The organism is candidate division WOR-3 bacterium (assembly GCA_039802005.1).
Taxonomy (GTDB): Bacteria; Hydrothermota; Tepidihabitantia; order SM23-42; family JAOAFX01; genus JAOAFX01.
Genome location: JBDRVV010000010.1, coordinates 1 through 13008, shown reverse-complemented (window position 1 = coordinate 13008; position 13008 = coordinate 1). Strand labels below are relative to the sequence as shown.

At 36.1% G+C, this 13008-nt stretch carries 14 protein-coding genes; 8 read left to right on the top strand and 6 right to left on the bottom strand.

Going from position 1 to position 13008, the window contains the following annotated elements; translation table 11 throughout:
- Positions 1 to 216 precede the first annotated feature (216 nt).
- Genes ABIL69_04695 through ABIL69_04685 form a run of 3 tightly spaced genes read left to right on the top strand, consistent with a single transcriptional unit; the run spans position 217 to position 3250 of the window.
- Positions 217 to 1467, top strand: a complete 1251-nt coding sequence (locus ABIL69_04695) for an MFS transporter (protein MEO0123285.1) — start codon at positions 217 to 219, stop codon at positions 1465 to 1467.
- Positions 1468 to 1511: 44 nt separating this feature from the next.
- Positions 1512 to 2921 carry an aldehyde dehydrogenase family protein gene (locus ABIL69_04690; protein ID MEO0123284.1) on the top strand — a complete coding sequence of 470 codons (1410 nt, stop codon included), beginning with the start codon at positions 1512 to 1514 and terminating at the stop codon, positions 2919 to 2921.
- 2 nt (positions 2922 to 2923) lie between these two features.
- A complete protein-coding gene (locus ABIL69_04685) occupies positions 2924 to 3250 on the top strand; it encodes a hypothetical protein (protein MEO0123283.1) in 327 nt (108 codons plus the stop codon).
- 3 nt (positions 3251 to 3253) lie between these two features.
- Here ABIL69_04685 and ABIL69_04680 read toward each other — a convergent pair whose 3' ends face one another.
- Positions 3254 to 4021: a UDP-3-O-acyl-N-acetylglucosamine deacetylase gene (locus tag ABIL69_04680; GenBank protein ID MEO0123282.1), complete on the bottom strand. Its 768-nt coding sequence runs from the start codon at positions 4019 to 4021 to the stop codon at positions 3254 to 3256.
- Positions 4021 to 4950, bottom strand: coding sequence for a UDP-3-O-(3-hydroxymyristoyl)glucosamine N-acyltransferase (lpxD, locus tag ABIL69_04675; GenBank protein ID MEO0123281.1), 930 nt, complete (start codon positions 4948 to 4950; stop codon positions 4021 to 4023). Before lpxD ends, ABIL69_04680 begins: the two co-directional genes overlap by 1 nt.
- An 84-nt stretch (positions 4951 to 5034) precedes the next feature.
- Between lpxD and larC the strand changes: the two genes are divergently transcribed.
- The 3 genes from larC to ABIL69_04660 are packed head-to-tail and all read left to right on the top strand — an operon-like array spanning position 5035 to position 7212.
- Positions 5035 to 6183: a nickel pincer cofactor biosynthesis protein LarC gene (larC, locus tag ABIL69_04670; protein MEO0123280.1), complete on the top strand. Its 1149-nt coding sequence runs from the start codon at positions 5035 to 5037 to the stop codon at positions 6181 to 6183.
- Entirely contained in the window at positions 6155 to 6754 is a 600-nt protein-coding gene (locus tag ABIL69_04665; GenBank protein ID MEO0123279.1) for a sigma-70 family RNA polymerase sigma factor, read from the top strand. Before larC ends, ABIL69_04665 begins: the two co-directional genes overlap by 29 nt.
- Positions 6751 to 7212 carry a hypothetical protein gene (locus ABIL69_04660; GenBank protein MEO0123278.1) on the top strand — a complete coding sequence of 154 codons (462 nt, stop codon included), beginning with the start codon at positions 6751 to 6753 and terminating at the stop codon, positions 7210 to 7212. The genes ABIL69_04665 and ABIL69_04660 overlap by 4 nt, the downstream gene beginning before the upstream one ends.
- Position 7213: 1 nt before the next feature.
- Here the strand turns inward: ABIL69_04660 and ABIL69_04655 are convergent, their stop codons facing one another.
- The 4 genes from ABIL69_04655 to ABIL69_04640 form a co-directional block, all read right to left on the bottom strand.
- Positions 7214 to 7696: an adenosine-specific kinase gene (locus tag ABIL69_04655; GenBank protein ID MEO0123277.1), complete on the bottom strand. Its 483-nt coding sequence runs from the start codon at positions 7694 to 7696 to the stop codon at positions 7214 to 7216.
- A 28-nt stretch (positions 7697 to 7724) separates the two neighbouring features.
- Positions 7725 to 8591, bottom strand: a complete 867-nt coding sequence (gene era / locus ABIL69_04650) for a GTPase Era (protein ID MEO0123276.1) — start codon at positions 8589 to 8591, stop codon at positions 7725 to 7727.
- A gap of 72 nt (positions 8592 to 8663) precedes the next feature.
- Positions 8664 to 9896 carry a hypothetical protein gene (locus ABIL69_04645; GenBank protein MEO0123275.1) on the bottom strand — a complete coding sequence of 411 codons (1233 nt, stop codon included), beginning with the start codon at positions 9894 to 9896 and terminating at the stop codon, positions 8664 to 8666.
- Positions 9897 to 9959: 63 nt separating this feature from the next.
- The gene (locus tag ABIL69_04640; GenBank protein ID MEO0123274.1) at positions 9960 to 11603 is read right to left on the bottom strand and encodes a right-handed parallel beta-helix repeat-containing protein; all 1644 of its coding nucleotides are present in this window, start codon (positions 11601 to 11603) and stop codon (positions 9960 to 9962) included.
- 124 nt (positions 11604 to 11727) lie between these two features.
- Here ABIL69_04640 and ABIL69_04635 point away from each other — a divergent pair, with 124 nt between their 5' ends.
- Positions 11728 to 12264, top strand: a complete 537-nt coding sequence (locus tag ABIL69_04635) for a hypothetical protein (protein ID MEO0123273.1) — start codon at positions 11728 to 11730, stop codon at positions 12262 to 12264.
- 197 nt (positions 12265 to 12461) lie between these two features.
- On the top strand, positions 12462 to 13008 hold a 547-nt coding region (locus ABIL69_04630; protein MEO0123272.1), incomplete at its 3' end, for an HAD family hydrolase.

Sequence of the window (13008 nt, the reverse complement as noted above, 5' to 3'; positions counted from 1 at the left end):
AAAACAAAAAAGCCCACCATTCGTTGGGTCCTTTGTGCCTGAAAAATTCTACCAAGGCAACATAGAGCCTAGCCTCCTTAAAAGAATTACTATCACCAATATGAGAATCAGGGAAATGATATTTAGAGTAAATCGGACCATTCATAATTTATATATTCAAAAAAGTTTTCTATCAGGGTACAATTGACTTTTCCCAAATAATCAATAAACTTCCATATGCTCAATCTTTTTAAGAAAAAGGGAATTCTATTTCTTACTCTATCTAATGGAACATCCCAGTTAGGAGACAGATTGACCCATATGGTCATAATTACGCTCATCGGTGCAAAATATCCGGGCAAGGTCTCGGCATTCAGTGAATTTGCCGTAACATTCTCACTCCCGGTAATAATACTTGCACCATTTGTCGGTGTAATTGTCGATCACTGGAATCGGCAGACCATAATGTTTCGCTGCCATTTGATCCAATCCATTTTGATATTTTTGACACCGAGTTTTGTAATTCTATTTGATAGTTTAGTTCCAATATGGATACTCGTTTTTATATTTTTCGCGCTTGATGTCTTTAATAATACTGCAAAGAATGCGGTAATTCCAGATTTAGTTGAATATAATGAACTCGTCTCAGCAAATTCTTTTATTATAACGATTGCCCGCATTGCCACATTCTTAGGAATGGTCGGTGGCGGTTATTTAATAAAATGGGTAGGCTGGAGATTAGGATTTTACATTGATGCGAGCACCCATCTTATCGCTGGTTTACTTGCGCTTGGTATGGGTGCAAAAATATTATTTGAACCATCAGCAAAAAGTGAAATATCTTTAAGAAAAAAATTGAAAGAATCGCTTAGATTATTCTTGCTTGATTTAAAAGAATTGGTAAATTTACTATTTCACGACCGGGTTGTTATGTTTGTAATGATTTCGGTCTTTGTTTTACCTTTTTCCGCAGCAATTGCCTACACGGTATTGATATATTTAATCCAGCAAACATTCAATATGGGAACAGCGGGTGTGGGCTGGCTCGGTGGTATAATCGGCGCGGGAATGTTTTTGGGTGGCATACTTATGGGATTTTTTGGCAGAAAATTCAATCGCCCATTGATAATCATATGTAGTATGACGATTTTATCTTTATTCTTTATCGTTGGACCATTTTTCATTACACCCATATTTTTATATTCTATTGCATTTGTTTCTGGAATGGTATTTTCTTTTGTGGGTATTGCCCAGGATACAATCTTGCAGGAGGATGTTCTAAAATCAATCAGGGGCAGAACTTTTGCAACAAAGGAATTTGTCATAAATCTTGCCTTTCTTATCTGTGCAGCAGGGATTGGGTTGATTTCAAATATTTTAAAACCATTCACTATTCTCAGGCTCACCGGTTTAATAATTGGTTCTTTAACAATCCTTGCCGTCTTTATCTTACATTCAATACCCGCTCAGGAGAGAAAAAGGCTATAAATATTTTCTCCTTTACAAACTTAGAAATATTGATATAATTCATTATGTTTATCAGAGGAAAAAGAGTAATCAGAGACAAAAAGGTTGGTGTGATAAATCCTTATAATAATCAATTGATAGAAGAAATTGGATTGAGCACAGAAAAAGATGTTGCTGAAGCAATCCAGATTGCTCAAGAGGGTTATAGAATATTAAAAAACATGCCGGCAGGAGAAAGGGCAAAAATACTTGAGCGGACCGCAAAGATAATTTCTGAAAAAAAAGAAGATTTTGCCCGCACAATCTGCCTGGAGGTTGGTAAAACGATAAATGAAGCAAGGACAGAAGTTGAACGTGCAATAAACACGATAAAACTATCAAGTATTGCAGCAATGACATTAAAAGGCGAAACCGTCAGAATGGACCTCGCCGGTTCAACCAAAAAAATTGGATTTTATATGCGCGTTCCCGTGGGTATCGTTCTAACGATATCGCCATTTAATTTTCCTTTAAATTTGAGTTGCCATAAGATTGGACCGGCGATAGCAGCAGGAAATGCGGTCATTTTCAAACCGGCAACGAAGACTCCGCTTTCAGGAATAATGCTTGCTGAGGCATTGATTGAAGCAGGGTTACCGGAACAAGGAATTTCAGTTCTCGTTGGTCCGGGTTCAACCGTTGGAATGGCACTGGTGAGGGCGCCGGAAATTAGGAAGGTGAGTTTCACCGGCTCATTAGAAGTTGGAGAGACGATTATGGCTAACTGTGGTATGAAAAAAGTGACAATGGAACTGGGTTCAAATTCAGCGGTAATTGTATTTAAGGATGCGCCATTAAAACTTGTAGCAAAAAAGATTCGCAAAGGTGGTTATACACTTGCGGGACAGGTATGCATTTCAGTCCAGAGGGTCTATGTAGAAGAAGAGATAGCAGATGAATTCTTGAGGGAATTATCACTTGAGGTTGGTCAGATAAAATATGGTGACCCGATTCTTGAAGATACAGAAATGGGACCGATGATTGATGAGCCATCATTAAAAAAGGCAGAAGAGTTTGTTGAGGATGCAAAGAAACATAAAGGTATATTGATTCTTGGTGGTTCAAGAGTGGGGAGTATCTTTTTACCCACAATCATCTTTGATGTTGATGAAAATGCGAAGATAATCCAGGAAGAGGCATTTGCACCGATGGTTGGAGTGAATAAATTTAAAACCATTGATGAAGTTATTATGAAGGTTAATAATACAAAGTATGGACTCCAGACTGGCATCTTCACAAAAGATATAAATCTTGCTTTGAAATGTGCTAAAGAGATTGAATCCGGGGGCGTGTTAATAAATGAAATACCAACATTCCGTGTTGATAATATGCCTTACGGTGGTATGAAGGGTAGTGGACTGGGCAGGGAAGGACCGGAGTTTGCAATAAAAGAGATGACCGAAGAAAAGTTGATTATCTTTGATGAGATAGAATAGCATTGAACTTGATTGAGTATTTAAAAAACTGGTTATTCAAAATTCAGACTGATTATGGTGTTAATCCCGTAGTCTTTGCTGTTATTTATTTTGGTGGTGCACCTTTTTTCTGGTTTTCTATATATAAAATTATCAGAGGATTGAAGGATAAAAATTTTGATCAGGTAAGGATATTTGGTATCGTTCTTGGCATCACAACTATTGCCCCTTTTGTTTATGTTGCAATATTCGGCCATAATGTTCCATTCTGGTTCTGGCTATTCGGGGGTGTGATTATCGCCTATACATTTTACAGTGCAATCATCAGGATTAGAAAGAGTCGGGTTTAAATCTTATCCAACGATAGATAAAATCTCTTTGACAAATTTTAAATTAAGTTTGTGCGATGTATTCCTTGCGATAATTTTCCCTGTCAGTTTCTTTCGCAAGATATATAAATCTCCGAGCAAATCAAGGATTTTATGGCGCACAGGTTCATCAGGGAATCGCAGGGGCTCAGTGCTATAAATTTTTGTAGCGGTTATGCCTATCCCATATGGAGGTAAGTTTTTCAATCTCGGGTCAGATTCATCAGTAAATACGAATGTGCGGGCAGGGGCAATTTCTTTAATATAATTTTCTTTGGTGACGAAAATAGAAATTTTTTGTTCTCCTATATAGGGATGGTTTAATTCCATATCAATAAAAAGTTCATTTCCATTTGGTTCAAAAAGAATAAATGAATTTCTCTCCCTGATAAAGAGATTTCTATTTATCTTCAGATATTCGTTATTCTCTTTAACGGGAAAATCCTTTAATATTTTTACAAAATCCATACTTGAGCCATCAAAGAATGGCAATTCTTCCCCATAAATCTCAATTCCAATATTGAAGATATTCAACCCATAAAAGGCAGAAAAAAGATGTTCAACTACTTTTACTTTTTCTCCGATTGAAATCGTATGATTTTCAACAGATATGTTTTTAAAAGTCGGCAGTATTTTTGAGGATTCTCCATCCTTATGGATATTGATAAAAAAATCAGTTGAGGAGTAAAAATCTACACGGCAACTGCCACCAGATAAACAATTTCCTTGAATCGTCCATTTTTTTCCCATCATTAAAGATCCTTATAAAGCCTTGCGAGTGCCTTAAGCACTAAGTAATGCTCACGGGCTGGAATCCCTGAATATTTTTTGTTTGGGGCAAGATTGGAAAAAACCGCACTCTTTGCATAAATCACAGCATTTTCACCGATCTTTAAATGGTCGCTGACACCGCTCTGGCCACATATTATTACATTATCACCAATCTTTGTAGAACCAGCAATACCTGCTTGTCCCATAATAAGACAATTTTCCCCGATATGAACATTATGTGCGATATGGACGAGATTGTCTATTTTTGTACCCGAACCAATTATCGTCTTTCCAATCGTTGCACGGTCAATACAAACACAGGAACCGATTTCAACATAGTCTTCAATTATGACATTACCAATATGCGGTATGCGTTTATATCTTTTAATTTTTACATAACCGAATCCTTCTTTACCAATGACACTATTTGCCCCAATGTAAACATAATTGCCGATGATTGTATTCTTATATATTGCTACATTATGTTCAATTGTGCAATAGTCTCCTAATGTTACATCCTCATCAATGTAAACGCCGCATCCAATATAGCAACCCTTTCCAATCTTTACACCACTTTTTATGACTGCATAATCTTCAATAGTGCTGGAATTTGAAATTTTTGTGTCATTTGCAATCACTGCTGTTGAGGCAATGCGGGGTTCCCTTTTCAAATTTGAAATTCTTTTGAGTAGATAATACATTGCTTTCTTGCAATTATTTACAACAATACAATTTTTACCACTGATTCTTACTTCAGAAATCACTGCCCCCGCCTCGGTTTGGAGACTTGTATTAAATAAAAAAGTAATGCTATTTCTATCAGCCTCTTCAGGTGGTAGAATGGTCTTTATTTCAATATCTCTACCATATAACTTGCCTTTGATAATTTTTGCAATATCTTTTAATTGCATACTCTATGCTATCCAATACAAAGGCAAATGTCAAGGGCAATGACCAAACTATTGAAATCTTTTATATTTTGGATAAAATTTAATATGAGGGTAATATATTTTGATCCAATACTCGGGGCAAGTGGTGATATGATTCTGTCAAGTTTAATTGACCTCGGCGTTGAGACAGAATATTTGAAACAGTCTTTAAAATTCATTCCTGATTTAAAAATCAGGGTTGAATCGGTCTCTCGTCAGGGTATAATGGCAAAACAGATTGAATTTATTACAAAAAAGATTGTAAAAGAAAAAGACTTTATCCCTCTGATTAAAAAAAGTAATTTAAAAGATTCTATAAAAACTAATGCAATAAAGATTATCAACCGTATATTTGATGTTGAGAAGAAGGTTCACGGTTCACGGCACCTCCATCTCCATGAACTTGCAGATGTTGATACAATAATTGATATAACCGGTGCACTTATAGCCCTTGATTTTTTAGATATTGATAAAGTATATTCACGACCTTTAAAGGCAGGGACCGGATTGATTGATACAGTTGAAGGGAAAATGCCTGCATTTAATCTTGCCACCGCACAGTTATTAAAGAATGCACCGGTTGAGTTTTTACCTGTACAATTTGAATTTACTACACCTACTGCTGCGGCGATATTGAGCACGATCGCTGAATTTAAGGATTCTTTGACGATAAATAATATTGAACGAGTCGGACTCGGTGCCGGTGCAAAAAAATTAGATGGTTATCCCAATCTTTTGAGGGCTTTTCTTGGCGAAATTGACTTGAGCCTCAGTGACGAGTGCCTTGTTATTGAAACAAATATTGATGACCAGAATCCCCAGGATTTTGAATTAATATTAGAAAAGTTATATGAGGCAGGTGCACTTGAGGTATTTTATACACCCGTCATAATGAAACATTCAAGACCCGGAATCCTGCTTAGTGTGATTGCTGATGGTTTTAATCAGAAAATAATAAATACGATATTCAATGAGACAACAACCCTCGGTATAAGAATGGATTATAAAAAACGGATAAAACTAAAAAGGGAGATAAAAAAAGTAAAAACACCATGGGGTAATTTGCGGATAAAAGTTGCTGATTTTAACCGAAGAAATAGCTTTACAATAGAGTATCAGGATTTGAAATCAATAGCAAAAAATTTGAATAAACCCATAAGGTCATTAAGAATAGAAATTGAAAGATATGTTAGAGAAGAAGGGCTCATTGATTGAAAAGGTAAACGAACTAAAGACCCGTTTGTCTAAATATCAGGAGCTAAGCGATGAAGAACTTGTCCATCTGGTTAAAATGGGTGAGGTTGAGCCGTTTGATGAACTCGTCCGAAGACATGAGGTTAAGGTTCATAGTCTTTGCTATAAGATGCTGAAGAATTATGATGATGCAAAGGATATGGCACAGGAGACTTTTTTAAAGGCATACAGAAATATAAAAAATTTTGATGGTCGTTCTAAGTTTACGACCTGGTTATATCGGATTGCGGTAAATAATTGCATAAACTTTATGAAAAAAGAGCATCCATCAGAAGAGATAAAGGATGAGATACTGGAAATTCCAAAGGACGACCCGGTTGAGCAATATAAAAAGAAAAAAATGAAAGAGGTTATTTATAATGCGATATCAAAATTGCCTGAGGTTCAGAAGAGTGTTTTTACTTTAAGGGCGCTTGAGGAATTGCCATATCAGGAGATAAGTGCGATACTCAACAAGCCAGTGAATACAGTAAAAGTAAATTATCATCTTGCCGTTAAAAATTTGAAAAATTATTTGAAGGGTAAGATATGAATTGTTTTGAAATTCAAGAAAGAATTATTGATTTAATTATCGGCGATATTGAACCAGAAGAAAAAGAATTGATGCTGGAGCATATCAACCGCTGTCCGAGTTGTGCTGAAGATTTCTACTTCATCCGTCAGTGTATTGATGTATGTTGTTCCTGCCCTGATTTTGAAGAGGATGATAAATACTGGGAAGAATTTCTTGTATCGGTCCATGAACGGGTATCTCTGACAAAGCCAAAAAATCCATTTCCGTTCAAAATTGTAATACCGGTGGCAGCAGGGGCCTTAGGGGTTTTTGGTTTGATATATTTGCTCTTTTTCCGTCCTGCAACAAAAGAGATTGCTCAACCTCAAACTCCAGAGCTCAATAATAAAGATCCAATCTATGAAGTTTATGAATTATCCCCTGAAGAGCAAAAAGAATTTATAAAAATGGTAAATCAAAAGTATTTTGGTGAATAATCTATAATTTATATCCAATCTTTCTCAAAAATTTATACCTTTCTTCTCTTGCTTTTTCGTCTTCTATACCTTTTGAAGCATAACCATCAATCACACCAATAATTCCCTTACCCTGTTCATCTTCTACATATAGAATCTCTACAGGATTGGCAGTTGCACAGAAGATATTTAAGACTTCATAACAATTTTTTATCTTATCCAGAACATTTATGGGAAATGCATTCTTGATAAAGATAATAAAGAAATGCCCGGCACCAATTTTATAGGCATAATCTTTGGCGAGTTCTGTTAATTCTGAATCATTGCCATCATATCGGACAAGACAGGGTCCTGATGCTTCACAAAAGCCGATACCAAATTTAATGCCCGGAACTGAATTTACCAATGCTTCATATAAATCTTCTACGGTTTTAATAAAATGTGTCTGACCACATATCACATTTGTTCCTTCAGGTGGTTTTATTCCGACTTTCTTTATTTCCATAATACCTCCTTTCAACCATCTAACATCATCAATATCCGAGTTCTTTTAAAAAGATAGGATCTTTGCGCCATTTTTCCCTGACCTTCACCCACAGATCAAGATAAACTTCTCTCCCCAATAAATTTTCTATTTCCTTCCTTGCTTCAGTCCCTATTCTTTTCAATAAATTCCCTCTACTCCCAATCAAAATTCTCTTTTGTGTATCCCTTTCTACATATATTGTTGCCCTTATTAAAATTTTTCTTCCTTCCTGTTCTTTGAATTCTTCAATCATCACACAGGTTGCATAGGGTATTTCTTTTTTTAAATGGATAAATAATTTTTCACGAATTATTTCACTTACAAAAAATCTCTCGGGTTGATCAGAAATCTGGTCAGGTTCATATAGAAAAGGACTTTCAGGAAGCTTTTGGAAAACCGCCTGTTTTAATTCTTCAACACCATCACCCTTCAATGCCGATATTAAAAATATTTCATCAGGGTTGTATGCTTTTAATTTATCGATAAGTGGCAAAATGTCATTTTTTTTGACAAGGTCAATTTTATTGACCACGATGATCAATTTCTTGCCATCAAAAAATTTTAAGAATTTAAGGGGGAATTTTTCCGGCCTGAAAAAAGGGTCAACAAGCCACAACAATAAATCTGCATCATTTATTGCCTCTTTTGCTGCATTCACCATTCTTTCCTGAAGTTCATAGGTTGGTTCAAAGATGCCCGGTGTATCAATAAATATACACTGACATTCACTTTCTGTCAGAATACCCAAGATTTTATTCCTCGTTGTTTGGGGTTTATTACTGACAATAGAAAGTTTTGTATTTATTAAACGATTGAGCAATGTGGATTTACCCACATTTGGCTCACCAATTATTGCTACATATCCACTCTTCATATTTCTTTAAGCAAACTAAAGGGTAATGGAATGTTATTTCCACTACCCTTATCATTTAATAATTACTTATTTTTATTCTTTCTTTTCTTCAGGTGGTTTTTCTTCGGTTGTCTCTTCTTCCTTTTTACGCTGTTTTTTTGCCTTTTTCTCTTCTTCCTTTTCTTTTTCTTCAGTTTTTTCTTCCACCTTTTCCTCAAAAGTTTCTTCTTTTATCTCAAGCAGATTTTTATCGTCTTTTTTCTTCACAAGCACAGTAAATATCAGTGTGTTTCCGGCATAATAGATTGAGCAACCGAGAGACATTACGCCGAGAATTATTAAATAATAAATTATTCCAAGAATAAAAGAGGCAATTGCACCAGCCCATGTTTCATAAGCAGGAACATATTCGGGTGGAAATAGAAGATTTGGCATGCCTATCCATTCCACATATCCGGTTATAAGATTTCTTACCGATTCAGGGTAGAAATCCGGTATGACAAGTTTAACATAATATGCTGCATTGCTGAATATATTGCCAAGTTTCTCCGCCGGAACAATGATGCCAATCACTGTGTAGCATAAAAATATTGCCTTTGCCGCAAAGAATCCGAGGATCGCAACGCCGATAATCATAACAAGTTTTAATAGAAATCCATAGGTAATAAAACGCCAGGGTTGGTCATTTATAACTGAAAATGATTCAAAGAGAGTATCAAAGGTATCGTTTCCAGTGATGCCGACAATTGAAGGTCCGATTATCAAAGAGACAATCGTTACAATAATTAGATAAAGAATGAAGATGCATACAAAGAAGGCAGGTATAGCCATAATTGAGAAGAACAATTGTCCGAAATAGGGGACCCAGGTTATTAGAGCGAGAATGATTCCCATTACAATGAGTGAGGCAATAAAGACTATGAGAACAAACGGGGCGAGTATTGCTGATTTACCATTTTTCAATGCAAATTTAAATGCCTCTTTTATTTCATAAAATTCATCACCTTTCAGTTGTTCATAGGTGACCTTTGAAACAGCCACACCAGTGATCAAAGTTACACAGAGCCACCAGATAATTCCTGCTATCCATATTATCCATGAGTACCAGGGAAATCCCATTTCCTGAATTAAAATAGGCATAAGACGATAACTTGACCAAACTTCACTTATCTCAAATCCTGCGGCAATAAACGCAATATAAGAGAGGATTGTATATCCGATGCCGCCGATCAGCAGACCAATAAAACTGATCCACATCTTCTTGGCACTGAAACCAATTCGTCCAGCACGAAAAACATCTTTGAAGTTAAAATGTAAATTTGTCACCATACCTCCTTTTTTAAGATATATCGTATTATATCCATAAAATTTAAATTGTCAATAGAACAACTATTTTACTATGACAATCTTTCCCATTTTATTATCCCCCTGTGCAGTGTTAAATCTATATAAATAAACACCCATAGGTAGAAAATTCCCATTCCAGACATACTTGTTTGAGTTTATCTGCCCCGCATTATAGACAATCCTACCACTTGAATCATAAAATTTTAAAACACCGGGCATATTAAGAAAAAATTGAAAAGTATTTTTCTTAAGCAAAACTACTGCGACAGATCCTCTAATTTTGTTACAAATCTTATCTTCAATTCCACCTGAAGCGTATTCAAACGCACCAATATCAAAAATTCCATCATAGGGTCGATTTTCGCAGTAAAGGTGTTTAACATATTGATATACCACATTATGCTGGGGCAAAACCTGCGGTGCCAGAAATGTGCCTGCATCGCGACACTGTGCATTCCACAAAAGATGGAAATCTTCATTGTTGAAATCAACAAATCCTGGGTCAGTCCCAGTGATAATCCCTCCTGAATCAATGAATGTTCCCTGGAATGTGCTGTGAGAAATTACCCAGTTTGGCTTTAGCCAGTTGTGCCTGCTTATCAATAACCCATACTCTGCGAGTATTGCCAAACGGTTACCTGATGCAGTTACATAAAAAATATTATTTCGCGCATCGCAGGATTCAAGATTGGTTGATAAACGGAAGAGTGTGGTGTTGCCTGAGCGTTTAGAAATTACTGTATTATTATAAAAATACAATCTCCCATGACGATAATGGGTGGTATCACCGCTATCACCACCATAATGAACAATCTGGCTATTTCCTTCATCCGTCTGTTCAATCAAAATATTGCCATAAACAAATGTCTTGCGGTATGTTGTATCATTGTATATTTCGGGATAATCCGAATCAACCAGATCCAACTGGCGATTTCCGCATTCAATCCAGTTATACCTTATTACACAACCTGATGAACGGTCTTTGAGATTATTGCCAAGGCACCCAGTTCGCAAATGACTAAAATAATTATATTGAAAGATTATTCCTTGGGCTTCGGTGTAATTATTGTGCTCGTATATACTATTCTCAATTCCATTATCAAATATATAACAACCTTCAACAGTGATGTTCTTGCCCTGATAGGCAACAAAAAATCCATTGCCGCAGTCGTGCAATATGCAATTTCGGATTATAATATTACTACCTGATACCACATAGATCGTTGAGGCATTGCTGGCATAACTTTGAAGTTGTCCCTGGTCATCATAAAATGTATAAGGTGGTCGGGCACTCCTTATATCAAGATACTCAATAATGATGTAATTAGGAGTTTGATTGGGGATACTTGAGCCGCCAAGATTTATTATTCCGCGGTTCTCAGACCAGTAATCAAGTTGAAGTCGGGTGACTGCATTTCTTCCGTCAATCACAGGTAATTCGCCGTAGGCTGAAGGAACCCCGTGGAAGACAATCGGCGCATTTGCATTGCCGGTGCGGGCAATCACCCATTTTTCACAATAAGGCGTTGGGCGATAATAGATTTTTACGGTATCTCCAGGGTTCAGTGATTCTAAAGGTACTGCACCGATGCTATCATAAGGCATACCAGGTCCAACATTGTAAGTATATGACCAGATAAGAAGTGGAGAAAGAATAAAAAATATGAAATCCTTCTTAAACATCATATTTCCCCCTTTTTACATTAATTAATTATATAATTATTCTTTTATAAATCAAGATTTTCATGGATATTACATATTGACTTTTTTTGAGTTTTGATTAAAATTGCGTATAAGAACAGGAGGTATTATGAAAAAATATCTTGGTTTTGGATTATTGGTATTATTGTTTGTGCTTATAAACTGTGTAAAGGAACCGGTTGCCTGGTATGAAGATGTAGGGGTAGTAGAAATCACAACCGATACTTTACTTGTAACCTTCCATGTTCCAGATACTGATACCGGTCCGGGCAATCCCGGTTGGAACCCTTGGGGTAGTGGTTCAGCATCTCAGGATTTATCAATTACCTTAAAAGAAAAGGCAAAAAAGGATGTTGCAATAACATCGCTTCGCTGGCAATTCTTTGACATAGATGGTTCACAGGTGGCAAGCCGTTCTGAGACTTATGTACCACCGATTGAGATTGCGGGTGGAAAAGACTACAGTTATACAGTTTCCATTATAGTTGATGAGGGAATTGCTGATGACCTTGATGATGCAGATGGTGCAAATAACGACTACTATGGAAGAGGAACGATTAAATTCATTGTTGAGGGTTATGATTTGATAAGAGGTGAAAACATAAATTGTATTTATTCCTATACCCCGATCGAAGTAAGAAAGTAAATCAGGCTTAGAGTGCTTATTCACTGGTCTTTAGGAATAGATTAAGTCTGATAATGTGAATAAATCCCCCTTTATTCCCCCTTTTACAAAGTGGGATTTAGGGGGATTTTAATACGTAATCAATAGTTTTCTACTGAATTGTGTTTCGTACTTGCTGTTCCTTCTTATCTACATGTAGTAAATGACTTCTTGATTTTATGGTATTCAGAGCAGTCATATTTGATTTAGACGGGACACTCCTTGATACGATTAAAGATATTGCCGATTCAATGAATGAAGTTTTAAAAAAATTGGGGTTTCCAGTTTATAAAACCCAAGATTATTATTATTTTGTAGGGGAAGGGATGAAGGTATTATGTGAAAGAGTGATCCCTAAAGAAAAGCATAAACCTGAAATAATTAATGATTGTGTGAAATTAATGAAATATGAATATCAGAAAAACTGGTACAAAAATACAAAACCTTACCCAGGTATATTCAACTTGCTCAAAGATTTACAAACAAAAAACATAAAAATGGCGGTCCATTCTAATAAACCGGATGAATTTACTAAACTTTTTATTAAAAGATTCTTTCCTGATATTACATTTACCGCAGTTATCGGTGAGAGCCCGAATTTTCCTAAGAAACCTGCACCTGATGGGGCTCTTCACGTTGCCCGAATTATGGCACTTAGACCCGCCCAGGTCATTTATCTTGGTGATTCAGGTATTGATATGAAGACTGCAATTGCGGCCGGAATGT